We start from the raw sequence: 25,230 nt of genomic DNA, 5'->3' as shown, positions 1-25,230 counted from the left end.
GATCACTCATATCACCGCTCCCTTTTGCAGAGCCGTGAATCAGAACTGAGTGTCGAAATCAATGCATCCTGACCCTAAACGCTTGAAGTTAAAAAACCCCCAAGACAGATGCCGTCAGCGCAAGCTGGGCACCAGAATTTGGCCCCCTGCCTGCACGCCCAAAATGCCGCTTGGCACGATCTCGAACTGCCCATTCGCAATCGCTGCAATCACCAAGCCAATCGCGCCATCGCTACCGGAAACCGCGCGCATAGCACCGCCATTCACCCATTGCCCGTTGTTCAGATAGTAAAATCGTATCGGCGCGTAAAACCCATCATCTCGTACCATGACGGCCTCATCGCCGGGAAGATCAGGGCGTAAATCGGCCATCACCAAGGCACAGCTTGGATCTGCTGACGCACGCGGCGCGCAAAGATCAGACAGGGGCACGTTACTATCCCTCTCGATCACTTGCAAAAGCGCTTTCGGGATCGGCGCGGCACCGGGAGGCTGCGCAATCCGCGCGCGCAGATCGGCCAGACGCGCATCGCTGGGCGTGGGTGGCACAACTTCGCCGGCCATGCGCACAGATGCCAGCGCCTTGGCAAGCGCAGGATCATTAGATGCTCGCGTGCGCAAGGTTGCGATCCCGTCCAGCCCCGCCTTGCCCCAACTCTGCGCCATCGCATAAAGCGGCAAGCGCGCAGGCTCGGTCAGGCCGTCCTCGTAGCGCGCGATCTGTGAATTGGTGGCAATGGCGTTGGCATTTATCAGCGGCGTCAACCACGCCACCGCCAGCGCAAGCAAGCCCAGCGCCATCGCGATATTGACCCGGCGCACCCGCGCCATCCAACCATGCCCGCGCAGCACGGCCCCTGCGTAACCGATCCCGTAACCCGCGATCAAAACGATCAGCACCGCTTGCGCCACGCGCGCAGGCGTCCAGCCAAATTCGGAAATTGTGCGCCAGGCCGACCACGCGCTCACCCCCGCCAGAACCGGCAGAATCAGCGCCAGTCCCAGCGTGGACAGCCGCAAGATCGGGGCCGTCACGGCCTCGAAATCTTCGCGCTCGACAGCCACAGAGACCAGCGTGATTGCCGCCATGGACATCGCGATCAGGGTCGTCGCATGCGAAAATCCGACTGCATCAATCGCGCCAGCATTCAGGATCAGGCCCAGCAGGAACACCACCACCACCACCATCACCACCGGCAGCAACAGCCGCAGCAGCCGCAACAATAAGAAGGGGGAGATCATCTCTTCAAGCTCGGTCACGACCGCCAGACCAAGCCCCAAAACCGCGCCCGACAGCCCCAATGCCAGCCAGTCGAGACGGAAGAGCTGGCGCATCCAGTCAATGCCGACGCTTTGCAGTAATTGTGACGACAGATACAGCAACAGCCACACCAAAGCGAGAAACAGCCAAGCCGCGCCATAACGCACAACGATGTTCCACGCATGAGTGAACAACGCAGGGTAATCCGCCCAACGCGCGCGGCCCTGCTGTGCAATCACCATCGCGAACGGCATCGGCACCGTGGCCAGCACGAAAAGCGCCAGCATACCAAAGTCCATCTGCCCTAGCAGATCTTGCGCAGGGTCAAACTCTCCCGCCGCCCACCATCCCAGCACCGTGGTCGGGATCGCGATTAATACAGCGGCAAGCCCTGCCTTGCGCGCGCCAATCTCGCCCAGCATTGCCAGACCGGTTCCGAAAAACACCATGCCCGCGACCGTGATCGCAAAAACACCGCGCGGCCTCAGCAGGCCGGTGACAAAATCGCCCTCTTGCAGAGCCCAAAGAAACAGCCCCGCCAAAGTGCCGAAAAGGATGTGCTGTAAACGACTATGCATCGCAGCCTCCCGAATTGATCCGCGCCAACCAACCCGGCAATTCGCCGATATTGGCCAGCACAACATCGGCCTCAGGGGCCAATTCGGCGCGCTCTGCCGGCCCTGTCAACACCGCCACTGCATACATGCCCGCCGCGCGCGCCGCGCGCAGATCGTGCAGACTGTCGCCGACCATAACAACCGTGACCGGATCCAGACCCAACCGATCCGCAAAGGCCAGCAACGGACTCGGGGTCGGCTTTGCGCCATGCCCGCTATCATAGCCGATAATCGCATCGAACAGCTCAAGCACCCCGGCCATGCTGGCATGCGCGCGCGCAGTCGACTCGGCGTCATTGGTACAAATTCCCAACCGCAACCCTCGCGCGCGCAGATCGCTGAGGAATGGCGCAAGCGGCACAGGCGCGACCAATGGCACGTTCTGGGCGGCCTCATCCAACGCGGCGATCAGTTCGGTGCGCTCGCGTCCCGGCAAATGCGGCAACAGCAAATCAGCCGCCTGCGCCACCGTGCCTGCAATAATCGGCGAAGCGGGGTCAAACCGCCCCTGCTCGTAATCGAAGGAAATCGCATCGGCCATCGCGCTCAGATGCGCCGCATCCCGCGCCAAATCGGAAAGCTGCGCACGCGCCCACACCCCCCAAGTCGCGTCGAAATCGAAAAGAGTTCCGTCCTTGTCAAACAGGATCGCGCGAACTTTCTGTGGGTCCATCGACTTGCCTTCCTCAACCCGTGCTCGCGCGGGCCACGCAATTTCCAGACCGTCCTTGGCCCGGTTTGCGCGCAGACTGCCCGCTCTGTCCGCTCAGGTCCAGTGCCGCTGATCGCCGCGCCCCAAAACCATGCGCGCGCTAGGCACATCTTCGGGGATCACCTCAAGCTCGGCGGCGCAATCTAGAACCCATTGATCATTCAGCAAAATATAGTCGAGCACGCCGCATAAGAAATCGGGATCACCCGCCTGCGCACGCAGATCATCCTGCGATGCCCCGGTGTGGGCAAGAAACCCGTCAATCAACGACTCTTGCGACACCAGCCAAGCCAGAGCGCGAATTGCAAGCACATGGGCGGTTTCTTGCCGCATATCTAGCCCCTCAAATTTATCCGAAACGCTTTGTTAACTCTTTGCTCTATATCTTAAAGCAACTGGCGAACAGTCTTGGTTTTTAGCAGAGGAACCCATGGCGGGATCCATTCTCATCGTTGATGACGTGTCCACGAATCGCATCGTGCTCAAAGCTATGCTTTCGGGCGCGCGATACACGACATGTCAGGCCGCTTCCGGAGTAGAGGCGCTTGCCCTTACGGTCGCAGAGCAGCCTGGGCTGGTCCTGCTGAATGTCGACCTGCCAGATATGAGCGGGATTGAGGTGATTACACGGCTACGCGCCGACCCCGCAACGCGACGTATCCCGGTCGTCGCTGTGACCTCGCATACCACGCCCGAAATGCGCCTGAATTTGCTGCATGCGGGCGCGACCGATATTCTGGCCAAGCCGTTTAACGAATTGCTGATGCTCGCGCGGTTACGCAGCCTGCTGCGCGAACATGGCACGGATGCCGAATTCGCCCTGCGTGAGGCGACCTGCCGCGAACTCGGTTTCGCCGAGGCGCGCAGCGAATTCAGCCCCCCCGCGCGCGTCGCAATGATAGCGGCACAGGCCGAAACGGCGTTGCGCTGGAAAACCGCACTCGTGCAACAGATGCCGGGCGACATGATCGAAGTGATCGGTCAGGAAAAGGCACTGACGCACGCAACCAGTAATGCCGCGCCCGATATTTTTCTGATTGAGGCGGATCTGGCGCGCCCGGGGGAAGGGCTGCGCCTGATGTCAGAGCTGCGCTCGCGCGCCGAAACACGCAATGCGGTGATCGTGATCGCCACCAGTCCCGGCGCCGTTGAAACGCAAGCGACTGCCCTTGATCTGGGAGCAAACGACCTTGCCAGCACCAATCTTTCGGCGCCTGTTATGGCGCAAGAAACCGCGCTACGCCTGCTCCGCCAATTGCAGCGAAAACGCGCTCTCGAACGCCAGCGGGAAACCTTGGACGAAGGGCTGCGACTGGCAATGGTCGACCCGCTCACCGGGCTCTACAACCGCCGCTACGCCAGCACCCATTTGACGCGTCTGGCTGAACATGCGCTGCGCACCAAGCGGCCCTTTGCTGTGATGTTGCTTGACCTCGACCGGTTCAAATCGGTCAACGACACCTTTGGCCACACCGTCGGGGACGAGGTGCTGACAGCGGTCGCGTCGCGCCTGCGCGGCAATCTGCGCCCTGTCGATCTGATCGCGCGGATCGGTGGCGAGGAGTTCTTGGTCGCGATGCCCGACACTTCGATGCCAGAGGCCCGCGCAGCCGCAGAACGACTGCGGCGCGTGATCGAAAGCACCCCTATTCCATTGCACGACAACCGCAGCATTTCGGTGACGATCTCGGTCGGACTGGCCTTGGGGGGCACGACGCGCGACACCCCGCAACAATTGGTCGATCAGGCCGATTCTGCGTTGCTCGGGGCCAAGTCCACCGGGCGCAATCAGGTCAGCGTGGCAAGGACTGGCACTGCCGCCTGAGATCACGCGAAACGCCCGGTCGCAAACCGGGCGTACATAGTGAAAGATCATCTTGCTCACAGGAAAGGGGCGTCAATCTGCATCGCCTTGCAAGGGCTGTGCGTCCTTGCGATCCCCTTTGTCATCGCGTTCTTTGCGCATTTCGAACCGCTTTGCATCGTCACTTAAACGCTGGGCGAACTCTTGACGCTGCGCCGGGCTCATCGCGGCAATCCGCTCGAAAATCAGCGTGTCGCCAATTTCCACCCGCGTAGCGATGCGTGACTGATGGCGGGCAAATATCTGTTCAACTTCGGTGCGGTTCCACGGATCGGACTCCAGCGCTTTGATCAACGCCGCCATATCCGCACGCGATTGACGCCGCATATCGCGAAACGCGTTACCGCGCTTCTGCGCCGCCTCGCGCAGCGCCTCACGGTCTTCCTTGCTCAGCGCATTCGTAAACGCGCCAAGCGTCACATCGCCCACAACAGGGCGCGGCGGGTGGCGATCATGCCCCATGATGCCGCCTGCAATCACGCCCACGATCAGCAGGTTCAGCGTGACCGACACGATCAGCGCCCAGCGCAGCCCGCGGCAATTTCCTGATCCGACGTCTGCCATCAGAACCCTCCCTCATCGACAAAAGCGAGCGTCTCGCCCACCGGCAACAGATTGACTGTGCCCAAATTTTCACTGCTTTGCCAGTAGCTTGAAGTCAGCGTGCCCATCTGCTCGGAGCCGATGAATCCGATCCACAATCCGGCCAAACCCGCCGTCACCAGCCCGCCCATTGCGCCCCAGCCACCAAAGACCGAGCGCAGCGCCTGCATGATGCTCGCCCCGCGTGCACGTTTAGGGGAAAGCGATGTACTTGCAGGGGCCGCAAAGCCCGCTTGCACCTCCAGCGCATCCTCCATCACCCGCGCCAGAAAGGCAGGTTGCGGCTCGCTCACTTGGGCACGGGCCTGCGCCAACAGCGCTTCAACCATGCCATCCTCGTGGCGTTCTATTGTCTCGCGATCCAATTTCTTGTCACTCATCGCCAAACCCCAATTCCTCACGCTGCCCCGAAAGCAGCTTTGCCAAAGCGCGCTTTGCACGCGCTGTCAGACTTTCTACGGCCTCGACCCCGGTTTCCATCGCTTCCGCGATCTCGGGATTGGATAAACCGTCAATATGTCGCAGCGTCACCGCAAGCCGCTGGCGTTCAGGCAGTTGCGCCAGTGCTGCCTCCAGCGCTGCCATTCGATCACGTTGCATCATGTCTTCGAGCACCGAGGGGCTGTCGTCCGCGACCTCGGGGGCCTCATCAAGACCGACCCCACGCCGCTTGCGCAGCCGGTCCGTCGCCAGATTACTGACGACCCGGTAAAGCCACGTCGAGACCTTGGCCTCACCGGTGCGCCAGTCGGGTGCGATCTTCCACAGCCGCAACAACGCCTCTTGCGCGACATCTTCGGCCTCGGCCCCATCGCGCAACATCCGCAGCGCCAAACGATAGGCCAACGGCCCCAGCCGGAGCGTCAGCGCACGCGCCGCCCCCGGGTCGCCCTGGGCGTAAAGCTCTAACAGAGCTTCGTCGGACCTGTCATTCATCGCATCAAGCGCCATATCCATTCCGCCAAACGCCTAGCGCGGATTTCACCCTCACGCAATCATGGCAAAACGCCGAGAGCGCATAAACGCTCCCGGCACCTGATCCTTAAGTCGGGGATCAGTTATTGCCTTCGGGCTGCTGCCAAGGCTTACTGCCGGGGCCATTTTGCGGGCCACGACCGTCACGGTCGCCCATTTGGCCGCCCTTGCCCATCTGACCCATCTTGCCGTGATCGCCCATCTTGCCATGGCCACCACGCTCGTGCTTGCCGCCGCGCTCATTATGCCCACCCATGCGATCGCGCATCATCTTGCGAGCCACTTGCATCTCGTCTGGGCTCAGCGCACCGTCATTGTTGCGATCCATACGCTCGAACATCCGCGTGGGCATCGGACGCTCGATCAGCTCTGCGGCCGACAATTCCCCGTCACCATTGACATCTTGGGCAGCAAACCGTTGCGCTACGCGCGCCTCAATCCGAGCCTTTTGCTTGGCCAGCTCGAAATTGACCAGCTCATCTTGCGAGATCATCCCGTCGCCATTGGCATCCAGCGCTTTGGCATCCGCAACACGCTTAGCTTGAATCTCGTCCAGCGTGATCGAGCCATCGCCATTGGTGTCAATTTCGGTGATGTCAAAGCCAAAGAAGTTGCCGCCATTCATCATGGCGCGCTTGCCAGCCTTGGGCGGGGTTGCAGGCGTTTCAGCTTGCGCCTGATCCGTGGTCGTCGCTTGATCTTGCGCGACAGCGGGCAAAGTGAATGCAAGGCTGGTGCCTGCCAGAAGCGCTGCGATGATGGTTTTTCTGCTCATAAGTTTCATTGCTTACTCTCCATTTGGATCTATTTGACGGCGTCTTCGTTGCCATCGATGCAAGACAAACGGGCTATCGGCGCGCTTCCGTCGCCCGATCTCACGCAATCACGCAACCGTGATCGACAGGCGAGGCTTTCCAAGCGCGCTCAACAGCGCCATATTGGGCCAGTCGGCACTTGGGTGAGTGCAGTGCGGGAGAGTGAGCATGTATAGTGATGATCCGTTTATTGACGATAGACCGTTGGGGCGCGCGATGCTGCGCGGGCTGGCGTGTCGCTGTCCGGCCTGTGGCAAGGGCCGCGTCCTCCAGGGCTATCTGAAGGTGCGCGACACCTGTCCAAACTGCCATGAAGACCTGTCGCATCAGCGCGCCGATGACGGGCCGGCCTATCTGACGATCCTGATCGTGGGGCATCTGATGCTACCGCTGATGGCCGCCGCCTTTATCGCCTACCGTCCCGAACCGTGGCAGATGATAGCGCTGTTTGGCAGTGCGACTGTAGTGTTGTCTTTGCTGATGTTACCGCGCATGAAGGGGCTGATGGTCGCGATCCAGTGGTCGCGCCGGATGCATGGCTTTGGCGACAGCGAGATTGCGCATGACTGATACCCCCGCCCCCGACAAAAGCGCGCTGCGCGATGCGGCGAGCGTCATCGTGCTACGCCGAGACGCGGGCGCACCCGCGCGTGTTTTGATGGGCCAGCGTGGTTCAGGGGCGGCCTTTATGCCGTCGAAATATGTGTTTCCCGGCGGCGCGGTCGATCCGGGTGACTGGAGCATCCCGCTCGCTGCCCCCCTGCCCGCCCCCGATGCCGCGCGTCTTGAAAGTGACGCCCCCATTGGCATCGCGCCAGCACTGGCCGCTGCGGCCCTGCGCGAGTTGTGGGAAGAAACCGGGATGATCCTTGGGCAGAAATCGCCTTGGGCGGCGGATGTGCCCGCCGACTGGCAGGGCTTTGCCGATCTGGGGTTTACCCCCTCTGCCGCCGATCTGCGGTTCGTGTTTCGCGCGATTACTCCGCCAGGCCGTCCGCGCCGCTTTGATGCACGGTTCTTTTTGGTGGATGCAGGCGCGATCTGCGGCGATCCCGATGATTTCTCGCAAGCCTGCGATGAGCTATCGCATCTGCATTGGGTGCCCCTGACCGAGGCACGCGCGCTCAACCTGCCTTTTATCACCGAGGTGGTGCTGGCCGAAATCTCGGCGCTTTTGCAGACCGATCATGCGATTTCCACCCCCGCCAGCGTACCGTTTTTCGACAATCGCGGCCCCGCCTCCGAGTTCCGTCGTATTTCCGCTTAGCGCGTCCCCGCTAGCACGATCACCACCAGCGATCCCACGACCAGCGCAATGCCGATCGCTTCGCGCCGATGCAGCCGTTCATGAAACACCAGCACCGAGGCGAGCAGCGTAAACACGATCTCCACCTGCCCCAACGCGCGCACGAAGGCGGCATTTTGCAGCGAAAATGCAGTAAACCACCCCGCCGAGCCCAGAACGCCTGCGATCCCCACCCAGATGGTGCTGCGCCAAGCCGAAATCACGCGATGCAGCTCTCCGGGTTCGCGCAACCGCAGATACAAGGCCATGCCGATACTTTGCGCGAAGGTCGCACAGGCCAGTGCGACAATGGCGCGGGCAAAGAAATTCAGCGTTTGCAGCTCTAGCGTTGCACCACGATAGAAAATCGAGGACAGCCCAAACAGTGCCCCCGCACCGACACCGTAGACCACCGCGCGCAAGTTCAGCCGAGCCGCGCCGGGTTGCTTGGTCAGCAACAGAACACCCACCATCCCGATCAGGATACCGATCCAGCCCAGCGGACCGACCCATTCCCCGAGGATAACGGCAGAAAATAGCGCGACCTGCACCGTTTCCGTCTTGGTAAACGCCACACCCACCGCAAAATTGCGCATCGAGAACAACGCGACCGTCAGAAAGGTCGCCGCCACCTGTGCCGCCCCGCCTGCCAAGACGAAACCCCAGAACGCGGCACTCAGATGCGGCCAAGGCGTCGCGGTCACGCTCAGGAAAGCGACCGCCACCAGCGCCGCAAGTGGAAAGCCAAACAGAAAGCGCGAAAATGTCGCCCCACCGACTGAAAGCCGCGCCCCGGCAAGATGTTTTTGCAGCATGAAACGCAGCGTTTGCACCGCTGCCGCAAACAGCGTCACCCAAATCCAGAGATGGGCGGGCGCTGCGCTCAAGGCGAGACCTTTGCCAGATCGTAGCCGTTGAAATCAAGAACCTCGTGCGCCGCTTTCAACAGATCGGGTCGCGCAGGCGTTTGGCGTGACAGGATCATCCCCCAGCGCCCAGAGGGCGTGCCCAGAGCCGCGATCCGGTAATCTTGATCGACCCACATCACAAAGATCGGCTCGCCACCAAACCCCGTGCGCGCCGAAAGCCGCCCGCCCGGCCCGGTCAGCACAACGCGATCCGCAAGCGGCTTGGCCGCGCCTGCGCAGTCGATGCCGCTTACCTGATAGCCCCCCGTGCCATCCCAAACCCATTTCTGCGCCCCCGCACAGCCCGGCACGCCACTGGCAACTACCTGCCAAGTGCCCCCAAACCGCGCGGCATCAAACAGCGAGGCGGAGGAAATCGACGCTTTGGGATCGCGCAGGTTGGTCGTCGACGGCCCGGGCGTACAGCTCGCCAGCGCGGCCGCGCCGATCAAGGCCCAAATCAGTTGACGCATGCGTTCATCGGAAAGCCCGCCTCGGTTAAAATGTCATTGCAGCCCTGAAGCGGCTTTACCGGCGCGCAGCTACGCGAACGCGCAAGGCATACCCCTTCGCAATCACTGCCAGAGCGACAGATTTTACCGCCGTCGCTGGTCCTGTGCTGGCAGAAATAGCCGCCCTGATACTGCGCCCAAGATCCGCCCTTGGCCAAGCAGTTAAACTTCTCGACGTCCTGCTTTTCTTGGCCCACAAGGGGCAATTGCGCGCTTTGATCTGCCCCGCTCAAATCGTCAAGCTGCTTGCACCCTGCCAAAGCAAGCCCCAAGGCGGCGATGATGAAAACCGCGCGCATCAGTAAGGCATCGGCATGTCGTGGTGCAGCATGGCAATCTTGTCCAGCAGTTCTTTGGGCAGTGTGACGTCTACCGCATCCAGACTTGGCGCCAGTTGATCAAGCGAGGTCGCCCCGATGATCGGGATCACGGGGAACGGGCGGCTCATCACCCAAGCAATCGCCATCGTGATCGGGTTCATCCCGAACTCTTGCGCAAGGGCCACATAAGAATCGGCGATATCAAAAGCACGCGGATTGGCGCGCCCGCCGAGGTTGTGGTTGAGCGCGCGACGCGTGCCCTCGGGCGTCGTATCGCCGGAATATTTCCCGCTCAGGATCCCGGCCGCCAACGGCGAATAGGCCAGCAGCGTGACCTGTTCCTGATAACCCAACTCGCCCAGGTCCAGATCGTAATAGCGACACATCAACGAATATTCGTTCTGGATCGCCTCCATCCGCGGACCTTTGCCAGCAGCGGCCAACGCCAGCCATTGCGCGGTGCCCCAAGCGGTCTCGTTCGACAGGCCCACGGAGCGGATCTTGCCCTCATCAACCAGATCCCTGAGTGTGGCCAGACAGGCCTCCATATCGGCCAACACGGCCTCTTTGCCCGGTTGTTTGGACGGATCAAAGCGCCAAGATTTGCGGAAATGATACGAGCCGCGATTGGGCCAGTGAAACTGATAAAGGTCGATGTAATCGCTTTGCAGGCGCTTCAGCGAGCTGTCCACAGCTTGACGAATACGCGCAGGCGAAATAGCTGGCCCGCCCGGCACGGCATTGCTGCCCTCGCCCGTGATCTTGGTGGCAATCACCAAGTCGTCGCGCTTACCGCGCTTGGCCAGATACGCTCCGATCACCGCCTCGGTGTCGCCCGCTGTCTCTACGCGCACCGGATTAACGGGATACATCTCGGCAGTGTCGATGAAATTTACGCCCCGCTCAAGCGCAAGGTCGATCTGCGCGTGACCCTCGGCTTGCGAGGTCTGCGTGCCCCACGTCATTGACCCCAGACAGATTTCCGACACCATTATTCCGCTGCGGCCAAGTTCCAGCTTACGCATTCCCGCGTCCCTTCTTTTTGTTCCGGCGCGACCCTGCCACCGCGCCTTGCGAAGGTAAAGGCCCGGCCCTACTCGACCTGGTCGATCAGATCGCCATAGCCCTCGGCCTCCATCTCCTCAAACGGGACAAACCGCAGCGAGGCCGAGTTGATGCAATAGCGCAAACCGCCCTGATCGCGTGGCCCGTCGGGAAAGACATGGCCCAGATGGCTGTCGCCATTCTTGGAACGCACCTCGGTGCGCACCATGCCAAGCGAGGCATCGCGCAGCTCGACAACGTGATCGGAGACCAGCGGCTTGGTGAATGACGGCCAGCCGCAGCCCGCATCAAACTTGGTTGATGAGGCGAAAAGCGGCTCGCCCGAGACCAGATCGACATAGATCCCGCGCGCGTCGGTGTCGTTATATTCGCCCGTAAAAGGGCGCTCGGTGCCGTTTTGCTGGGTGACGCGGAATTGCTCGGGGGTCAGTGCCGCCAGCGCCGCTTCGGATTTTTGCCATTTGCTCATAATAGTTCTCCCTTCCGGGCATGATCTAGGGGCGCAGGGCGCGCTGAAAAGCCCTGCACATGTGTTTTACTCGCCTCACACCCGCAAGCGCCCTATCTTTTGGGCAGGAGGAATTCGCTATGACCACGCCAGCCCCCCGTGCCGACCTGTCCACGCATCACGTCGAAAACCAGCCGCCCGCGCGTGGCGATCTGGACTTATGGCAAAATGACCTGCCACTGCGCGAAGCCGTCGCGCGCGAAGGGGGCCAGCCAGATGGGCTTGCAGAGTTCGGCATGACCCTTGGACGAGCCAAGATGCGCGTGGCAGCGCGCGATGCCAATCGCCATTCGCCCGAGTTGCAGCTTTTCGATGCAGGCGGACGCAGGCTGGATGAGGTGCGCTTTCACCCTGCCTATCATCGGTTCCTGCAAACCGGCATCGCGGCGGGCTATGCTGCCGTCGCTTGGGAGGGCGCACCCGGCGGCCACGCCACCCATGCCGCGATGGTCTATCTTGCCTCGCAGGTGGAGCCCGGCACCTGCTGCCCAATGACGATGAGCTATGCCGCCTACCCCGCGCTGGCTGCAAACCCTGATGTGGCCGCGATCTGGCAGCCAAAACTGACGTCGCGGCGCTACGATCCGCGCGTGTTGCCCGTGACAGAAAAGATGGGCGTCACGGTTGGCATGGCGATGACAGAAAAGCAGGGCGGCTCGGATGTGCGCGCCAACACCACGCGCGCTGAAAAGACCGGCGATCACTACCGGCTGACAGGGCACAAATGGTTTTGTTCCGCGCCGATGTCGGACGGTTTTTTGACGTTGGCGCAAACCGGGGTAGGCCTGAGTTGCTTTCTGGTGCCGCGCTGGTTGGAGGGCGCGCGTAATGCGATCCGTATTCAACGCCTCAAGGATAAGCTGGGCAATCGCGCCAATGCCTCGGCCGAGATCGAATACGAAGGCGCAACGGCCTATCTTCTGGGCGAGGAAGGCCGCGGCATTGCGACGATTATCGAGATGGTTCACCACACCCGGCTCGATACCGCCATCGCGCCCGCCGGGCTAATGCGCGCGGCGATTTCCGAGGCGCATCACTGGACCAGCCACCGGGCAGCGTTTCAGCGCCGCCTGATCGACCAACCCTTAATGCGTTCTGTGCTGGCCGATCTGGCGCTGGATTGGGAGGGGGCGCTGGCGCTTGGCCTGCGCGTGGCGCGGGCATTTGATGGCACGACTCCCGAGGACCGCGCCTTCGCGCGCATCGGCGTGGCGCTGGCGAAATATCTCAGCAACAAACGCTGCCCGGTTGTGACTTACGAGGCGATGGAGGTGCTAGGCGGCAGTGGCTATGTCGAAGATAGCGTGATGCCGATGCTCTATCGCGAGGCGCCGCTAAACGGGATTTGGGAAGGCTCGGGCAATGTGATCTGCCTCGACATCCTGCGCACATTGGCGCGCGAACCGCTGGCGGGCGAGGTCTTGCAGACGGAACTCATCGCCGCGACGGGGACCGATCCACGCTATGACGCCGCCCTACAAGCGCATCAGCAACGCTGGCCCGCGCTGCCCCCGGAATCTGAGGCGCGTTGGTTCGCCGAACGTCTCGCCCTATTGCTCAGCGCCTCGTTGCTGATCCGTCATGCGCCGCCCGCCGTCGCCGATGCGTTCGTTGCAACCCGACTGGCAGGAGAAGGCGGGCGCACCACCGGGGCAATGGCAGGCACAGATGTTTCGTCTATACTCGCGCGGATCGCAGATTGAGAGGTCGGAGCCTCCGGCGGGGATATTTCAATCAAGAGGAAGAAGGGATGCCATGACCCAAGACCGATACTTGATCCGCGCCGCTGAAATCGCTGCAATGGAAGGACTCGCCAAGACCCATTTCCTCAATGATAACGCACAAAGGATCAACAAAAGCCTAGGCGATGCGACCGGCCTAACGGGAATCGGGGTGCATCTCATCGAAGTGGCACCGGGCTGCGAGAGCACCGAATTTCACCGCCATTTTCATGAAGATGAGGCGATTTTCGTGCTGTCGGGCACCGCCACCGCCCGGATCGGCGATGCGCGCGAGGCGATCGGGCCGGGTGATTTCATCGGCTATCGTGCGGGCGGGCTGGCGCACGCGATCGAGAATACAGGCACGGAGATATTGCGCCTGCTCGTGATCGGCCAGCGGCTGCCCCATGATGTGGGCGATTATCCCGACAAGGGCAAACGGCTTTTCCGCAATGCCGGGATGGCGTGGCAACTCGTGGATGTCGACGCATTAGAGAAGGTCATCGCTGGGGCCAAGAAATAGCCCCACGCGCCCCTTACGCGTTGAACAAGAAGTGCAGCACGTCGCCGTCTTTGACCTCGTAGGTCTTGCCCTCGACGCGGAATTTGCCCGCCTCTTTGGCGCCTGCCTCGCCCTTGTTGGCGATGTAATCATCATAGCCCACGGTTTCCGAGCGGATGAAGCCGCGTTCGAAATCGCCGTGGATGACGCCTGCGGCTGCCGGGGCCAATGTGCCCTTGCGGATGGTCCAGGCGCGCGCCTCTTTCGGGCCGACGGTGAAGTAGGTTTGCAAGCCCAGCAATTCATAGCCCGCACGGATCAGACGATCGAGACCGGCCTCTTCGAGACCCATCTCGGTCAAAAACATCTCAGCTTCCTCGGCATCAAGCTGGGAAATCTCTTCCTCAATCTTAGCCGAGATCACCACCGCGCCCGCGCCCTGTTCAGCGGCCATTTTCGCCACCGCTTCGGATTTGGAATTGCCCGCAGATGCGTTTTCTTCTTCGACATTGCACACAAACAGCACCGGCTTGGCGGTCAGCAGTTGCAGCATATCCCACGCCTTACGGTCATCTTCCGACACCTCAACCGTGCGCGCCGGGCGGCCTGCCTCTAGCGCCTCTTTCGCCTGTTCCAACAGGCGCGCGGCGTCTTTGGCATCCTTGTCGCCCGACTTGATCTTGCGTGCAAGATTGGCGAGGCGTTTCTCAAGGCTTTCGAGATCGGCGATCATCAATTCAGTCTCGATGGTTTCGGCATCCGCCACCGGATCGACGCGCCCCTCAACGTGGGTCACATCGCCATCCTCGAAGCAGCGCAGCACATGGGCAATCGCATCAACTTCGCGGATATTGGCAAGGAATTGGTTGCCCAGCCCTTCGCCCTTTGAGGCACCCTTCACCAGACCCGCGATATCGACAAAGGTCATGCGCGTGGGGATGATTTCTTTCGAGCCCGAAATCGCGGCCAGCTTCTCAAGGCGCGCATCGGGCACGGCGACTTCGCCGACATTGGGCTCGATCGTGCAGAACGGGAAATTGGCCGCCTGCGCTGCCGCTGTCTTGGTCAGCGCGTTGAACAGGGTCGATTTGCCAACATTCGGCAACCCCACGATACCCATCTTGAAACCCATTGCGCCCTCCTGATTGCGGCTTGGCGCTTCTTATTCACTGGGCATCGTTTGCGCAAGCCAGACGCGCAGAGCCATTGATTTTCCCTCCACCATGGCGCAAACCGCGTCTAAATTGACCGGAGAGACGCCATGACTCGCATCGACGCCAAATTCGCAGACCTGAAAGAACAGGGCAAGAAAGCCTTCGTGTCTTATATTATGGCGGGCGATCCCGATCTGGAAACCTCGCTGGAGGTGATGAAAGGTCTGCCGGGTGCTGGAGTTGATATTATCGAGCTGGGCATGCCGTTCACCGACCCGATGGCCGATGGTCCGACGATTCAGCTTGCAGGCCAGCGCGCGCTTGATGGCGGGCAGACGCTGCAAAAGACGCTCGATATGGTGGCTGCGTTTCGCAAAACTGATGACACCACGCCGATCGTGCTGATGGGCTACTACAACCCGATCTATAGCCGCGGCGTGGACCGTTTTCTGGTGGACGCGAAAGCGGCGGGCATTGACGGGCTGATCGTGGTTGATCTGCCCCCCGAAGAAGACAGCGAGCTGTGCCTTCCCGCGCAGGCAGCTGGCATCAATTTCATCCGGCTTGCCACACCGACCACCGATGATGCGCGCCTGCCCAAAGTGCTACAAAATACCTCGGGTTTTGTCTATTATGTCTCGGTCACCGGCATCACTGGCGCTCAGGCAGCGCAAGCGGGCGAAGTCGGCCCCGAAGTGGCCCGGATCAAAGCGCAGACCGATCTGCCCGTCATCGTGGGCTTTGGCATCACTACGCCTGAGGCCGCCCAAACCATCGCAAGCGTGGCCGATGGCTGCGTTGTGGGATCGGCCATCGTGAAAGAAATCAGCACCGGCAAGCCCGTCTCCGAAGTGCTTGATTTCGTCGCGGGCTTGGCTAAGGGTGCGCATTCCGCCTAAGCAGGTCGGGGGCGCTGCCTCCACCTGCCACACAAGCTCCCGGCGATATTTAGAGAATTTGGAGGCGGCAGACGCGTCCCGGCCTCCAATACGACATGTACCCTTTGCACCAAGCACAGAGCCTTGGAGAAAACCCAAAGCGCCAAGGTAATTGCGAAACGCGCGCGTTATTGGTAAAGAAAACTGACCGAACCGGGGAGGATACCATGCCCGTCATCACCTGTATCGACGACCTCAAAAGGCTGCACAAACGCCGCACGCCGAAAATGTTCTACGATTACGCTGAAAGCGGATCGTACACGGAACAGACCTTCCGCGAGAACACCACGGATTTCGCGCAGATCCGGCTGAATCAGAAGGTCGCGGTGGATATGACCGGGCGCTCGACGCAAGGACCGCTGCTAGGCAAAACTCACGCGATGCCGCTTGCCCTCGCGCCGGTCGGGTTGACGGGGATGCAGCGCGCCGATGGCGAGATCAAGGCGGCAAAAGCGGCTGAGAAATTCGGCGTGCCGTTCACGCTTTCGACGATGTCGATTTGTTCGATCGAGGATGTGGCCGAAAACACCAATGCGCCGTTCTGGTTTCAGATTTACACGCTGACCGACGATGAGTTCAACAAGCGGGTGCTGGATCGCGCGCGTGCGGCGGGATGTTCGGCACTGGTGATCACGGTCGATTTGCAACTGTTGGGGCAGCGTCACAAAGATCTGAAAAACGGGCTGACTGCGCCGCCGAAATTCACGCTGCCGGTGATGATGGATCTGGCGACGAAATGGCGTTGGGGGCTTGAGATGCTGGGCACCAAGCGGCGCTTTTTCGGCAATATCGTGGGCCATGTCGAAAGTGCGGCGGACCCTTCGTCGCTGGCCTCGTGGACGGCTGAGAAATTCGATCAGGCGTTGAACTGGGACCGCATCAAGAAGCTGATGGATATGTGGGGCGGCAAGGTGATCTTGAAGGGCATCCTGAGCCCGGAGGATGCCGAACTGGCCGCAGCCACAGGGGCGGATGCGATCATCGTGTCCAACCATGGCGGGCGACAATTGGACGGCGCGCTCAGCTCAATCCGCGTGCTGCCCCATATCGTTTCGGCGGTGGGCAACAAGACTGAGGTCTGGCTCGATAGCGGCATTCGCTCCGGTCAGGACGTGCTCAAAGCGCTGGCGCTTGGCGCTAAGGGCGTGATGATCGGGCGGGCTTATATTCACGGTCTCGGTGCGATGGGCGAGGCGGGCGTGACCCGCGCGCTCGAAGTGATCCAGAAAGAGCTGGATATCTCGATGGCGTTGTGTGGTGAACGGCGGATCGAGGATTTGGACCGTCACAACCTACTGATCCCGAACGGTTTTTTCGATACCTATAACTGAGGCGCGCGCATCAGCCGGGCCAGCCCAGGCAAGATCGCGATCAAAATCAGCGCGATGGCCGCAAAGGCCCAGCGCAGCCCCACGCCTTGCGCAATCGCGCCCATCACCACCGGCCCGACGAAGAATCCGGTAAACCCGATCAGCCACGCGCGCGACATCGCAAGCGCACGCCCCGCACGCGCAACCCGCTGACCCAGCAGCGAATTGACCGAGGGGACGACGACGGCACTGCCGACTCCAATCAACGCGATACCCGCCACGGCCAGCCATTGCACCGGTGCCGTGGCGCTAAGGGTCGCACCAAAGGCGGCCAACACGGCTGACAGCGCCACAAGCTGTGCCTCTCCCAAACGCGCGGCGGCCATCTGACCAAAAACCCGCCCCAGCCCCATCATCAGCCCGAACATCATTGGGCCGAAAGCGCCTGCCCCCGTAGTCGCGCCGAAACTGCGCTCGATATGCAGCGCAGACCAGCTTTCCGTGGAATTTTCGGCGACGAAGGCCAGAAACAGAATGATCCCCGCCGGAACCACTATGGCCCAAGGTGGATGCCCCAGACTGGCACGCTCAGAAGCCGCTCCCGCTTGTGTCACTCGCTCACGCGTGGCGAGCGCTGCGATCAACACACACACCCCGTTCGCCGCCATGATCGCGCCCGGCCCGACGCCCGCCTGCCGCGCAATCCCCGCAAGCGCCGCAGCGCCCGCAAAGCCAAAGGAAAACAGCGCATGATTCCAGTTCATCAACGGCAAACCGGTTTCAGCCTCACGATGGGAAATCTCGACATTGCTTGCAATATCAAGCCCCGCCATCGACCAGCCAAGCCAGATCAGCACCAATCCAAGACTAAGGGGCGAGCCGATCGCCCATGCCATCAAACCGACGCCCCCAAGCTGCGCCGCCAAAACCGGCAACGAGAGCGCCCCCAAAGCGCGCTGCACCCAAGGGCCAGCCGCCATCGCCGACATTCCGCCAAGGCTAGCCAGCAACAACAATAACCCCAGACCCGCATCTGACACCCCGGCACGGGCCTGCCAATCAGGCATCAACGCGGCAAACCCGCCCCAGAAAAACCCGAGCGCGCCCAGCCCGATCCCGGTGGCGCGGCTCGCCTTGATTGCCGCTCGCAGTGCCATCGCCCGCCCCTCTTTCGCTGTCGCATCTCTAGCGCTATCACTGCCAAAAGCGCACGCCAAGCGCCGCGAACTTGGCCCATACGGGACGAATCTCCTTGCGTTTTGGCTCTAGCCCCAGTATCCGCGCGGTTTCGTGGGCCCGACACCCTTGGAGGCAGCCCATCACTTTGACAAATTGGAGACCAGCAATGGCAAAAGAGATCGAAACTCTCGACGCCGTGGCGCGCACGGGGACAGGCAAGGGGGCCGCCCGTAAAGCTCGCCGCGAGGGCTTTGTGCCCGGTATCGTTTATGGGGATGGCAGCGACCCGGTCGCGATCAACCTTGATTACAACAAACTCCTGACGCGTCTGCGCCGGGGCCGTTTCATGTCCACCCTCTTCAATCTGAAGATGGAAGGCCAGGACGACGTGCGTGTAATCTGCCGCGGCGTGCAGAAAGATGTCGTCAAGGATCTGCCGACCCATATCGACTTCATGCGTACCCACCGCAACTCGCGCATCTCGCTGTTCGTGCATGTCGAGTTCATCAACCACGAGAAATCCCCGGGTCTCAAGCGCGGCGGCACACTTGTGGCCGTGCGTCCCGAAGTCGAACTGAATGTTCTGGCTGGTGATATTCCCGATCAGATCGTTGTGGATCTCGAAGGCACCGAAATCGGCGATACCATTCACATCTCGAACGTGACTTTGCCCAAAGGCGCGAAACCCACGATCGACCGTGACTTCGTGATCGCGAACGTGGCTCAGCCCAAAGGCTTTGGCGGCGGTTCAACCGATGACGAGGCCGAAGGCGAAGGTGACGAAGCCGAGGCCACCGAGGAATAATTCCTCTTTCTTGGCTGACAATTTGAAACGCGGGGCCTCTCATGGCTCCGCGTTTTTCCGTATCCGCGCCGTCGCATTCGCCCGCGCCCCTTTCCTCTTCCCCTTGGTTGAAATATCCCGGGGGTGAGGGCAAGGCCCGAGGGGGCAGCGCCCCCAAGGCCGCCGAAAGCATCAGGAGCAGGCGATGCAACTCTGGGTAGGACTGGGCAATCCTGGCGCGAAATATGCCAGCAACCGGCACAATATCGGCTTCATGGCGCTGGACAGGATCGCGGCCGATCATGGTTTTGGGCCGTGGCGCTCGAAATTCCAGGGTCAGGTCAGCGAAGGGCGCTTTGGCTCGGATCGTGTGGTGTTACTCAAGCCCGAAACCTTTATGAACCTGTCAGGTCAATCGGTGCGCACGGCGGCGGATTTCTACAAATGCGAGACCGACGAGATCACCGTTTTTCACGACGAGCTGGATCTGGCGCTTGGGAAATGTCGCCTCAAACAAGGGGGCGGGCATGCGGGTCATAACGGGCTACGCTCGATCCACCAGCATTTCGGCCCGGATTACGCGCGCGTGCGCCTTGGCATCGATCACCCCGGCCACAAGGACCGTGTCGTCGCCCATGTTCTGGGCGATTTCGCCAAGGCCGAAGGCGAGCTGCTAGACGATCTGCTGCGCGGCATTTCCGATGGCGCCCCGGCGCTGGCAGCGGGTGAGGGCGCGAAATTCCTCAATGCCGTCGCCCTGCGCGTGACCCCGCCGCGGGCCTCGACCGGCACAGCCAAACCCGTGACGGCCCCTGCACCAGCCGCTGCCCCACCCGCGCCGGACAAAAAAGAGGCCACGCCCGCGCGCAGCCCCTTTGAGCGTCTCAAGGATCACTTCAAAAAGTAATCACCATTTCCCCGAGTTTTCCATACTCGACCAAGGCTCTTTCACCGGCAGCGCCTCGCCCATTTGCAGCAGTTCGACCGAGATATTATCTGGCGAGCGCACGAACGCCATATGCCCGTCACGCGGCGGGCGATTGATCGTCACGCCATTATCCATCAAGTGCTGGCACAGGTCATAAATATTCTCGACTTGGTAAGCGAGATGGCCGAAATGGCGACTATCCGAGGGCAGCCCGCTATCGCCGTCCCAGTTCCAGGTCAGCTCAACATCGGCATGCCCGTCTTCCTGACCCGGCGGGCACATGAAAACCAGCGTGAAACGCCCCTTCTCGTTTTCCATCCGCTTGCGCTCTTTGAGACCAAGCAACTCGTAAAACGCGATTGATTTCTCAAGATCAAGCACGCGCACCATCGTGTGCAGATATTCGATTTTCATCTCTGTCTCCTGTCTGAACGCCTTGTTCAGTTAGTGCACATCACAGGGCTTGCAAGCAACCACGGCCGCGCCGCCTCATACTTTCCACGGCCCACATCATCTCGCGGTTCCCGCAGCGCGACTTCGCAGATATAGTCGGTGCGATTCGACATGGAGGACTGACAGATGGCGCTTACCCCCGAACAGATGGCGGAAATCGAGGCGCAGCGCGCCAACACCGCGCAAACCCTGCGGGCGGTCTCGCCGGGGATGGAGGCGCGGCTCTATACCGCCCATCCGGTGCTGGATCACGGGCTGGTGCGCGTCATCGACTATATGGGCGATGACGAGGCGATCTGTCAGGCCGCGCGCGTGTCATACGGGCGCGGCACCAAGGCGGTCAGCGATGATCGCGGGCTAATCCGCTATCTGATGCGGCACTGGCACTCGACCCCGTTCGAGATGTGCGAAGTCAAGCTGCACGTCAAACTGCCGGTCTTTGTGGCGCGCCAGTGGATTCGCCATCGCACGGCAAACGTCAACGAATACTCCGCGCGTTATTCGATCTTGGATCGAGAGTTCTACATCCCCTCGGCTGACCAGTTGGCCGCGCAATCCAAGCAGAACAACCAAGGCCGCGGCGAGGTGCTGCAAGGCGAGGAGGCCGCGCGCGTGCTCGACCTGCTGCGCGAAGACGCGATGCGCAGCTATGACCATTACGAGGACATGCTGACGCCCGACGCCGATACCGGCAAGCTGGGCCTTGCGCGCGAACTGGCGCGGATGAACCTGCCCGCCAATATCTACACGCAATGGTATTGGAAGATCGACCTGCACAACCTGTTCCACTTCCTGCGCCTGCGCGCCGACCCCCACGCCCAATACGAAATCCGCGTCTACGCCGAAACCATGTGCGACATCGTGAAAGACTGGGTGCCGAGCGCCTATGAAGCCTTCGAGGATTACCGTCTGGGCGGGGTAAATTTGAGCGGGAAGGCGGTCGACGTTCTCAAGCGTAAATTGAATGGTGAAAACATTACACAAGAGACCTCCGGCATGAGCAAAGGCGAATGGCGGGAATTTCAGGAGATTTGGGGAAATGGGAATTGAAACCGCACTGAAAATTTTGGCGGATAGAATATCGCAGCACTCGGCGACGATAGGGACAGAAGAGGCAGTTAAAACATCAGTTGTTTTGCCTTTCCTGCAAGCTCTCGGTTACGACGTCTTCAATCCCGCCGAGGTCATTCCCGAATTCACCGCCGATGTTATCGGAAAGAAAGGCGAAAAAGTCGATTACGCGATCAAGATCGGCGATGAAATTCAGATACTAATCGAGTGCAAAGCACTGAACAGCCAGCTCGACAAAAAGCACCTTGCCCAGCTCTATCGCTACTTCTCAGTTACAAAGGCGAAATTTGCGATTCTTACGAATGGTCAAGTTTACGAATTTTATTCCGACCTTGAAGAACCCAACAAGCTGGATGGGAAACCCTTCTTCACCTTCGACATTCTCGACGGTGGTTCAAGCGCTATTGGCGAGCTTTCCAAATTCGAGAAAGCCTCCTTTGACGTTGAGAAAATCCTCGCGAACGCCGAGCGATTGAAGCATGTCTCGGCAGTTAAGAAGTACTTGCTTCAAGAGATTGAAGAACCTTCGGCAGAGTTTGTTAAACTCGTTGCTACTCATGTCTACGAAGGCAGGATCACTGCGCAGGTTCGTGATGCAGTGGGTTCCGCAACAAAATTTGCGTTCCGTGAGATCGTTCGTGATCAAGTACGCGCCCGGCTGTCATCGGCTCTGAATAACAGCGCTGAGAACGAAAGCAGCGAACACGAGAGCATAGAGAAAAGCGAAATTGAGACGACACCTGAAGAAATTGAAGGAATGATGACAATTCGCGCCATCGTCAGGGAAGTAATAAATGCAAAACGGATCAATCTGCGCGACGCGAAGAGTTATTGCGCCGTGCTCGTGGATGATAACAACAGGAAACCGCTTGCGCGATTACATCTCAATAGAAAGCAATGGTATCTCGGGCTTTTCGATGGCGAAAGCGAAGAACGACTGCCGATTAGCGAACTGACCGATATCTATCAGTTCTCGACACGGCTGATAGAGACAGCGAAAGCCTACGCTTAAATCAACCGCCCGCCCGGCGGCAACGCCGGGTCGGTTGCGGCCCTCCTCGCGAGGCAGCAACCGTGCTACACTCTTCAAATGAATCAACGCTTTCACGCCCCGCAATCGCGCGACTATCCCATCGCCCTGCGCGAACTTCGCCAAGGGCGCAAGGTCACGCATTGGATCTGGTGGATATTCCCGCAGCTCGCCGCGCTTGGGCGCAGTCAGCGGGCGCGCGAGTATGGGATCAGGAATCTGGCCGAGGCGCGGGACTATCTCGCTGATCCGATATTGCGCGCGCGGCTGGTAGAGGCATCCGAGGCGGTGCTTGCCCATTCTGACACCGGTATCGAGGACATCATGGGGCCGATCGATGCGCTCAAACTGCGCTCTTGCGCGACGCTGTTCGAAGCTGCCTCAAATGGAAAGGAGCCGGTGTTTTCCCGGCTCCTTGAAACATTCTATAGCGGGCAACGTTGCCCTCTGACACTGGCCGAAATCGGCCCGCAAGCCTAGCCCGGTGACATCCCCCGCAGCCGTTCAGACCTGCGGCGCAATAGCTCGACCGTGGTCAGCAGCGCGATGGAGAAGAACACGAGGATCGTCGCCACGGCGAGGATTGCCGGGCTGATCTGCTCGCGGATGCCGTTCCACATCTGACGCGGGATGGTTTGTTGCTCGTAGCCGCCCACGAACAGCACCACGACGACCTCGTCGAACGAGGACACAAAGGCAAACAGCGCGCCCGACACCACGCCGGGTAGGATCAGCGGCATGATGATTTTAAAGAACGTCGTGCGCGGATTAGCCCCCATATTCGCCGCCGCTCGGCTCAGCGAATTGTCAAAGCCCACCAGCGTTGCCGTCACGGTGATGATCACGAACGGAATGCCCAGCGTTGCATGGGCCATGATGATGCCGGGATAGGTATGGGCCAGCCCGACCTTGGAGTAGAAGAAGAACAGCCCCGTTGCGGTGATGATGATCGGCACAATCATCGGCGAGATCAGGATCGCCATGATCGCGCGGCGATAGGGCATCTCGGGGCGCGACAGACCAAGCGCGGCCAATGTGCCCAGCGAGGTCGCCACAATCGTTGCGAAAAACCCGATGATAAGCGAGTTTTTCGCCACCCCGATCCAGGTCGCGTGCTGCCAGGCATCCATCCACCACGACCAGCCCCGCTCGGCCTGCGGTTCCTGCATGCCGAAGGTCAGCAGCAGATCATACCAGCGCATCGAATAGCCCGCCGGATTGAAGTTGAGCATCTCTTTGGTGAAGGTGAAATAGGGCTGCGCGTTGAACGACAGCGGGATAATCACGACGATTGGCGCGATCAGGAAGAAGAAAATCAGCCCGCACATCACGAGATAGGTGTAATGCCAAACGCGTTCGAGCGGGCTTGCATAAGCGGGAAGTGCCATGTCGGTGTCTCCTCAGCCCAGTTTCATGTTGTCGATGCCCACAAGCCGGTCATAGAGCCAATACAGCACCACGACCCCGCCCAGCAGCAGCGAGGCAAGCGCCGCCGCCAGCGACCAGTTGAGCGAGTTTTGCATGTGGAAGGCGATCATGTTCGAGATCAGCTGACCATCGGCACCACCCACCAAGGCGGGCGTGATGTAATAGCCAACGGACAGGATGAAGACCAACAGTGAGCCCGCCCCGATCCCCGGCAGGGTTTGGGGCAGGTAGATCTTGCGAAACGCCGTCCAGCTTGTGGCGCCAAGACTGCGCGCGGCACGCACATAGCTTGGCGGGATCGTGCGCATCACGGAATAAAGCGGCAGCACCATGAATGGCAGCAAGATATGCGTCATCGCGATGATCGTGCCGGTTTTGTTATACATCATCTCAAGGCGTTGGCCGTTATCGATCAGCCCGCTCCAGACGAGGATATCATTCAGCACGCCTTGCTGTTGCAACAGCACCATCCACGAGGTCGTGCGCACTAAAAGCGAGGTCCAGAACGGTAGCAGCACGAAAATCATCAGCAGGTTTGATTTCGCCAATGGCAAGGTGGCCAACAGATGCGCAATCGGAAAGGCGAGGATCATGCACAGCACGGTGATGATGATCGACAACATCGCGGTGCGGCCAAACAATTTGCCATAGATCGCGCGGTTGGGGTTCACGGGAACGATATTATTGTCCTTGTCGCGCGTGTGATCCATCGCTGCGAGGTAGAAATCAATAGTATAGGGGTTGGAGGCCGAGCGCATCGCGCGCCACAGGTTAGGATCGTTCCAGCCCGCGTCGGCACCCAAGATCGCCTCTTTCCACGGCGGCTCAAGCTTGTCGATCTTGCGCGCGGTCGAGGTAAACAGTGAGCGCGTGCCCGCCACGTCATAGTTAATCCGCGTGCCCGCCTGCCCCTGTGTGCGATCCGTCTTCATCAGTTTGAGGTCTGAGGCCAGCGCCGCATAGGCGCTTTCGTCAATCGGGGTGCCCAGCGGGTTGGCCTTGAACCATGCGTCCAGCGCGGGCGCGGTCGAGGAAAACCCGTCATTATAAACCGATTGCTTGAGCATCTGTCCGATCGGCACGACAAAGGTCACGAGGATAAACAACAAGAGCGGCGCCACGAGGAAAAACGCCCGCCGTTTCGCGCGCACCTGACTTGCTGCCAGCGCCGCCTTTAGCGACTTGCCGTCTGCGGTCCTCAATTCGGTCGTGACATCTGTCATCATCTCTCCTCGGGAAGCGGGGCTGCGCGCGGCAGGCGACGAAATTCGATATTAAAGAGGGCGC

The 25,230-nt window shown here is 60.5% G+C and carries 29 protein-coding genes; 12 read left to right on the top strand and 17 right to left on the bottom strand.

Features of this window, described 5'->3' with window-relative positions:
* Positions 1 to 114 precede the first annotated feature (114 nt).
* The 3 genes from ACN0SD_RS14650 to ACN0SD_RS14640 all read right to left on the bottom strand — a co-directional run bounded on the left by ACN0SD_RS14650 (position 115) and on the right by ACN0SD_RS14640 (position 2,923).
* Positions 115 to 1,839, bottom strand: coding sequence for a hypothetical protein (locus ACN0SD_RS14650; protein ID WP_417808974.1), 1,725 nt, complete (start codon positions 1,837 to 1,839; stop codon positions 115 to 117).
* Complete coding sequence (locus ACN0SD_RS14645; protein ID WP_417808973.1) at positions 1,832 to 2,551, bottom strand: HAD family hydrolase; 720 nt, start codon at positions 2,549 to 2,551, stop codon at positions 1,832 to 1,834. Before ACN0SD_RS14645 ends, ACN0SD_RS14650 begins: the two co-directional genes overlap by 8 nt.
* A 93-nt stretch (positions 2,552 to 2,644) precedes the next feature.
* A complete protein-coding gene (locus ACN0SD_RS14640; RefSeq protein ID WP_417808972.1) occupies positions 2,645 to 2,923 on the bottom strand; it encodes a DUF3572 domain-containing protein in 279 nt (92 codons plus the stop codon).
* Between the two features lie 97 nt (positions 2,924 to 3,020).
* On the opposite strand from ACN0SD_RS14640, the gene ACN0SD_RS14635 reads away from it, so the two are divergent.
* Complete coding sequence (locus ACN0SD_RS14635) at positions 3,021 to 4,415, top strand: diguanylate cyclase (protein WP_417808971.1); 1,395 nt, start codon at positions 3,021 to 3,023, stop codon at positions 4,413 to 4,415.
* Positions 4,416 to 4,487: 72 nt separating this feature from the next.
* Here the strand turns inward: ACN0SD_RS14635 and ACN0SD_RS14630 are convergent, their stop codons facing one another.
* The 4 genes from ACN0SD_RS14630 to ACN0SD_RS14615 all read right to left on the bottom strand — a co-directional run bounded on the left by ACN0SD_RS14630 (position 4,488) and on the right by ACN0SD_RS14615 (position 6,816).
* Positions 4,488 to 5,018, bottom strand: coding sequence for a periplasmic heavy metal sensor (locus tag ACN0SD_RS14630; protein ID WP_417808970.1), 531 nt, complete (start codon positions 5,016 to 5,018; stop codon positions 4,488 to 4,490).
* Positions 5,018 to 5,437, bottom strand: a complete 420-nt coding sequence (locus ACN0SD_RS14625) for a hypothetical protein (protein ID WP_417808969.1) — start codon at positions 5,435 to 5,437, stop codon at positions 5,018 to 5,020. The genes ACN0SD_RS14630 and ACN0SD_RS14625 overlap by 1 nt, the downstream gene beginning before the upstream one ends.
* The gene (locus ACN0SD_RS14620) at positions 5,430 to 6,014 is read right to left on the bottom strand and encodes an RNA polymerase sigma factor (protein WP_417808968.1); all 585 of its coding nucleotides are present in this window, start codon (positions 6,012 to 6,014) and stop codon (positions 5,430 to 5,432) included. Before ACN0SD_RS14620 ends, ACN0SD_RS14625 begins: the two co-directional genes overlap by 8 nt.
* Before the next feature lie 97 nt (positions 6,015 to 6,111).
* Entirely contained in the window at positions 6,112 to 6,816 is a 705-nt protein-coding gene (locus ACN0SD_RS14615) for an EF-hand domain-containing protein (RefSeq protein ID WP_417808967.1), read from the bottom strand.
* Positions 6,817 to 7,015: 199 nt separating this feature from the next.
* Here ACN0SD_RS14615 and ACN0SD_RS14610 point away from each other — a divergent pair, with 199 nt between their 5' ends.
* Together ACN0SD_RS14610 and ACN0SD_RS14605 are read left to right on the top strand one after the other, a co-directional pair.
* Complete coding sequence (locus ACN0SD_RS14610) at positions 7,016 to 7,417, top strand: DUF983 domain-containing protein (RefSeq protein ID WP_417808966.1); 402 nt, start codon at positions 7,016 to 7,018, stop codon at positions 7,415 to 7,417.
* Entirely contained in the window at positions 7,410 to 8,114 is a 705-nt protein-coding gene (locus tag ACN0SD_RS14605; RefSeq protein WP_417808965.1) for an NUDIX hydrolase, read from the top strand. The genes ACN0SD_RS14610 and ACN0SD_RS14605 overlap by 8 nt, the downstream gene beginning before the upstream one ends.
* On the opposite strand, the gene ACN0SD_RS14600 is transcribed toward ACN0SD_RS14605, so the two are convergent.
* The 5 genes from ACN0SD_RS14600 to msrB form a co-directional block, all read right to left on the bottom strand.
* The gene (locus ACN0SD_RS14600) at positions 8,111 to 9,019 is read right to left on the bottom strand and encodes a DMT family transporter (RefSeq protein ID WP_417808964.1); all 909 of its coding nucleotides are present in this window, start codon (positions 9,017 to 9,019) and stop codon (positions 8,111 to 8,113) included. The two genes, ACN0SD_RS14605 and ACN0SD_RS14600, sit on opposite strands and share 4 nt — an antisense overlap.
* Positions 9,016 to 9,513, bottom strand: coding sequence for a lipocalin (locus tag ACN0SD_RS14595; RefSeq protein ID WP_417808963.1), 498 nt, complete (start codon positions 9,511 to 9,513; stop codon positions 9,016 to 9,018). The genes ACN0SD_RS14600 and ACN0SD_RS14595 overlap by 4 nt, the downstream gene beginning before the upstream one ends.
* Positions 9,501 to 9,851 (bottom strand): hypothetical protein, encoded by a 351-nt coding sequence (locus tag ACN0SD_RS14590; RefSeq protein ID WP_417808962.1) that lies wholly within the window; start codon positions 9,849 to 9,851, stop codon positions 9,501 to 9,503. Before ACN0SD_RS14590 ends, ACN0SD_RS14595 begins: the two co-directional genes overlap by 13 nt.
* Positions 9,851 to 10,897, bottom strand: a complete 1,047-nt coding sequence (locus ACN0SD_RS14585; RefSeq protein WP_417808961.1) for an aldo/keto reductase — start codon at positions 10,895 to 10,897, stop codon at positions 9,851 to 9,853. The genes ACN0SD_RS14590 and ACN0SD_RS14585 overlap by 1 nt, the downstream gene beginning before the upstream one ends.
* A 68-nt stretch (positions 10,898 to 10,965) precedes the next feature.
* A complete protein-coding gene (gene msrB, locus ACN0SD_RS14580) occupies positions 10,966 to 11,406 on the bottom strand; it encodes a peptide-methionine (R)-S-oxide reductase MsrB (RefSeq protein ID WP_417808960.1) in 441 nt (146 codons plus the stop codon).
* 119 nt (positions 11,407 to 11,525) lie between these two features.
* On the opposite strand from msrB, the gene ACN0SD_RS14575 reads away from it, so the two are divergent.
* Both ACN0SD_RS14575 and ACN0SD_RS14570 read left to right on the top strand, forming a co-directional pair.
* On the top strand, positions 11,526 to 13,148 hold the full coding sequence (locus tag ACN0SD_RS14575) for an acyl-CoA dehydrogenase family protein (RefSeq protein WP_417808959.1): 1,623 nt from the start codon (positions 11,526 to 11,528) through the stop codon (positions 13,146 to 13,148).
* Between the two features lie 52 nt (positions 13,149 to 13,200).
* Entirely contained in the window at positions 13,201 to 13,689 is a 489-nt protein-coding gene (locus ACN0SD_RS14570; protein WP_417808958.1) for a cupin domain-containing protein, read from the top strand.
* Positions 13,690 to 13,702: 13 nt separating this feature from the next.
* Here ACN0SD_RS14570 and ychF read toward each other — a convergent pair whose 3' ends face one another.
* Entirely contained in the window at positions 13,703 to 14,800 is a 1,098-nt protein-coding gene (gene ychF, locus ACN0SD_RS14565; protein ID WP_417808957.1) for a redox-regulated ATPase YchF, read from the bottom strand.
* Between the two features lie 129 nt (positions 14,801 to 14,929).
* Here ychF and trpA point away from each other — a divergent pair, with 129 nt between their 5' ends.
* A complete protein-coding gene (gene trpA, locus ACN0SD_RS14560; protein ID WP_417808956.1) occupies positions 14,930 to 15,721 on the top strand; it encodes a tryptophan synthase subunit alpha in 792 nt (263 codons plus the stop codon).
* Between the two features lie 206 nt (positions 15,722 to 15,927).
* Positions 15,928 to 17,091 (top strand): alpha-hydroxy acid oxidase, encoded by a 1,164-nt coding sequence (locus ACN0SD_RS14555; RefSeq protein ID WP_417808955.1) that lies wholly within the window; start codon positions 15,928 to 15,930, stop codon positions 17,089 to 17,091.
* Here ACN0SD_RS14555 and ACN0SD_RS14550 read toward each other — a convergent pair.
* Positions 17,082 to 18,227: an MFS transporter gene (locus tag ACN0SD_RS14550; RefSeq protein WP_417808954.1), complete on the bottom strand. Its 1,146-nt coding sequence runs from the start codon at positions 18,225 to 18,227 to the stop codon at positions 17,082 to 17,084. The two genes, ACN0SD_RS14555 and ACN0SD_RS14550, sit on opposite strands and share 10 nt — an antisense overlap.
* A gap of 188 nt (positions 18,228 to 18,415) precedes the next feature.
* Here ACN0SD_RS14550 and ACN0SD_RS14545 point away from each other — a divergent pair, with 188 nt between their 5' ends.
* On the top strand, positions 18,416 to 19,054 hold the full coding sequence (locus ACN0SD_RS14545) for a 50S ribosomal protein L25/general stress protein Ctc (protein WP_417808953.1): 639 nt from the start codon (positions 18,416 to 18,418) through the stop codon (positions 19,052 to 19,054).
* A 184-nt stretch (positions 19,055 to 19,238) separates the two neighbouring features.
* Positions 19,239 to 19,940 (top strand): aminoacyl-tRNA hydrolase, encoded by a 702-nt coding sequence (gene pth, locus ACN0SD_RS14540; protein ID WP_417808952.1) that lies wholly within the window; start codon positions 19,239 to 19,241, stop codon positions 19,938 to 19,940.
* On the opposite strand, the gene ACN0SD_RS14535 is transcribed toward pth, so the two are convergent.
* Entirely contained in the window at positions 19,941 to 20,375 is a 435-nt protein-coding gene (locus ACN0SD_RS14535) for a VOC family protein (protein WP_417808951.1), read from the bottom strand.
* Positions 20,376 to 20,540: 165 nt separating this feature from the next.
* Between ACN0SD_RS14535 and thyX the strand changes: the two genes are divergently transcribed.
* The 3 genes from thyX to ACN0SD_RS14520 all read left to right on the top strand — a co-directional run bounded on the left by thyX (position 20,541) and on the right by ACN0SD_RS14520 (position 22,995).
* On the top strand, positions 20,541 to 21,464 hold the full coding sequence (gene thyX, locus ACN0SD_RS14530) for an FAD-dependent thymidylate synthase (protein WP_417808950.1): 924 nt from the start codon (positions 20,541 to 20,543) through the stop codon (positions 21,462 to 21,464).
* The gene (locus tag ACN0SD_RS14525) at positions 21,454 to 22,497 is read left to right on the top strand and encodes a type I restriction endonuclease (RefSeq protein WP_417808949.1); all 1,044 of its coding nucleotides are present in this window, start codon (positions 21,454 to 21,456) and stop codon (positions 22,495 to 22,497) included. The genes thyX and ACN0SD_RS14525 overlap by 11 nt, the downstream gene beginning before the upstream one ends.
* Before the next feature lie 78 nt (positions 22,498 to 22,575).
* Positions 22,576 to 22,995: a DUF1810 domain-containing protein gene (locus ACN0SD_RS14520; RefSeq protein WP_417808948.1), complete on the top strand. Its 420-nt coding sequence runs from the start codon at positions 22,576 to 22,578 to the stop codon at positions 22,993 to 22,995.
* Here the strand turns inward: ACN0SD_RS14520 and ACN0SD_RS14515 are convergent.
* Both ACN0SD_RS14515 and ACN0SD_RS14510 read right to left on the bottom strand, forming a co-directional pair.
* Positions 22,992 to 23,903 carry an ABC transporter permease gene (locus ACN0SD_RS14515; RefSeq protein ID WP_417808947.1) on the bottom strand — a complete coding sequence of 304 codons (912 nt, stop codon included), beginning with the start codon at positions 23,901 to 23,903 and terminating at the stop codon, positions 22,992 to 22,994. The genes ACN0SD_RS14520 and ACN0SD_RS14515 overlap by 4 nt on opposite strands.
* Positions 23,904 to 23,915: 12 nt before the next feature.
* Entirely contained in the window at positions 23,916 to 25,166 is a 1,251-nt protein-coding gene (locus ACN0SD_RS14510; RefSeq protein WP_417808946.1) for an ABC transporter permease, read from the bottom strand.
* Between the last annotated feature and the right edge of the window lie 64 nt (positions 25,167 to 25,230).

The sequence above is a fragment of the Thioclava sp. genome (assembly GCF_048263065.1).
Classification (GTDB): Bacteria; Pseudomonadota; Alphaproteobacteria; order Rhodobacterales; family Rhodobacteraceae; genus Thioclava.
The sequence above is the reverse complement of the archived record's forward strand: the minus strand, read 5'-3'. Positions and strand labels throughout refer to the sequence as shown.

What these genes read in the sequence shown, in the direction of transcription:
- ACN0SD_RS14615 (WP_417808967.1), bottom strand. Translation starts at nt 6,816, where the DNA reads ATGAAACTTATGAGCAGAAAAACCATCATCGCAGCGCTTCTGGCAGGC.
- ACN0SD_RS14550 (WP_417808954.1), bottom strand. Translation starts at nt 18,227, where the DNA reads ATGGCACTGCGAGCGGCAATCAAGGCGAGCCGCGCCACCGGGATCGGG.
- ACN0SD_RS14595 (WP_417808963.1), bottom strand. Translation starts at nt 9,513, where the DNA reads ATGCGTCAACTGATTTGGGCCTTGATCGGCGCGGCCGCGCTGGCGAGC.
- ACN0SD_RS14610 (WP_417808966.1), top strand. Translation starts at nt 7,016, where the DNA reads ATGTATAGTGATGATCCGTTTATTGACGATAGACCGTTGGGGCGCGCG.
- ACN0SD_RS14640 (WP_417808972.1), bottom strand. Translation starts at nt 2,923, where the DNA reads ATGCGGCAAGAAACCGCCCATGTGCTTGCAATTCGCGCTCTGGCTTGG.
- ACN0SD_RS14525 (WP_417808949.1), top strand. Translation starts at nt 21,454, where the DNA reads ATGGGAATTGAAACCGCACTGAAAATTTTGGCGGATAGAATATCGCAG.
- ACN0SD_RS14625 (WP_417808969.1), bottom strand. Translation starts at nt 5,437, where the DNA reads ATGAGTGACAAGAAATTGGATCGCGAGACAATAGAACGCCACGAGGAT.
- ychF (WP_417808957.1), bottom strand. Translation starts at nt 14,800, where the DNA reads ATGGGTTTCAAGATGGGTATCGTGGGGTTGCCGAATGTTGGCAAATCG.
- ACN0SD_RS14650 (WP_417808974.1), bottom strand. Translation starts at nt 1,839, where the DNA reads ATGCATAGTCGTTTACAGCACATCCTTTTCGGCACTTTGGCGGGGCTG.
- pth (WP_417808952.1), top strand. Translation starts at nt 19,239, where the DNA reads ATGCAACTCTGGGTAGGACTGGGCAATCCTGGCGCGAAATATGCCAGC.
- ACN0SD_RS14605 (WP_417808965.1), top strand. Translation starts at nt 7,410, where the DNA reads ATGACTGATACCCCCGCCCCCGACAAAAGCGCGCTGCGCGATGCGGCG.
- ACN0SD_RS14575 (WP_417808959.1), top strand. Translation starts at nt 11,526, where the DNA reads ATGACCACGCCAGCCCCCCGTGCCGACCTGTCCACGCATCACGTCGAA.
- msrB (WP_417808960.1), bottom strand. Translation starts at nt 11,406, where the DNA reads ATGAGCAAATGGCAAAAATCCGAAGCGGCGCTGGCGGCACTGACCCCC.
- ACN0SD_RS14555 (WP_417808955.1), top strand. Translation starts at nt 15,928, where the DNA reads ATGCCCGTCATCACCTGTATCGACGACCTCAAAAGGCTGCACAAACGC.
- ACN0SD_RS14520 (WP_417808948.1), top strand. Translation starts at nt 22,576, where the DNA reads ATGAATCAACGCTTTCACGCCCCGCAATCGCGCGACTATCCCATCGCC.
- ACN0SD_RS14585 (WP_417808961.1), bottom strand. Translation starts at nt 10,897, where the DNA reads ATGCGTAAGCTGGAACTTGGCCGCAGCGGAATAATGGTGTCGGAAATC.
- ACN0SD_RS14645 (WP_417808973.1), bottom strand. Translation starts at nt 2,551, where the DNA reads ATGGACCCACAGAAAGTTCGCGCGATCCTGTTTGACAAGGACGGAACT.
- trpA (WP_417808956.1), top strand. Translation starts at nt 14,930, where the DNA reads ATGACTCGCATCGACGCCAAATTCGCAGACCTGAAAGAACAGGGCAAG.
- ACN0SD_RS14630 (WP_417808970.1), bottom strand. Translation starts at nt 5,018, where the DNA reads ATGGCAGACGTCGGATCAGGAAATTGCCGCGGGCTGCGCTGGGCGCTG.
- ACN0SD_RS14590 (WP_417808962.1), bottom strand. Translation starts at nt 9,851, where the DNA reads ATGCGCGCGGTTTTCATCATCGCCGCCTTGGGGCTTGCTTTGGCAGGG.
- ACN0SD_RS14635 (WP_417808971.1), top strand. Translation starts at nt 3,021, where the DNA reads ATGGCGGGATCCATTCTCATCGTTGATGACGTGTCCACGAATCGCATC.
- ACN0SD_RS14510 (WP_417808946.1), bottom strand. Translation starts at nt 25,166, where the DNA reads ATGACAGATGTCACGACCGAATTGAGGACCGCAGACGGCAAGTCGCTA.
- ACN0SD_RS14545 (WP_417808953.1), top strand. Translation starts at nt 18,416, where the DNA reads ATGGCAAAAGAGATCGAAACTCTCGACGCCGTGGCGCGCACGGGGACA.
- ACN0SD_RS14515 (WP_417808947.1), bottom strand. Translation starts at nt 23,903, where the DNA reads ATGGCACTTCCCGCTTATGCAAGCCCGCTCGAACGCGTTTGGCATTAC.
- ACN0SD_RS14570 (WP_417808958.1), top strand. Translation starts at nt 13,201, where the DNA reads ATGACCCAAGACCGATACTTGATCCGCGCCGCTGAAATCGCTGCAATG.
- ACN0SD_RS14535 (WP_417808951.1), bottom strand. Translation starts at nt 20,375, where the DNA reads ATGAAAATCGAATATCTGCACACGATGGTGCGCGTGCTTGATCTTGAG.
- ACN0SD_RS14620 (WP_417808968.1), bottom strand. Translation starts at nt 6,014, where the DNA reads ATGGATATGGCGCTTGATGCGATGAATGACAGGTCCGACGAAGCTCTG.
- thyX (WP_417808950.1), top strand. Translation starts at nt 20,541, where the DNA reads ATGGCGCTTACCCCCGAACAGATGGCGGAAATCGAGGCGCAGCGCGCC.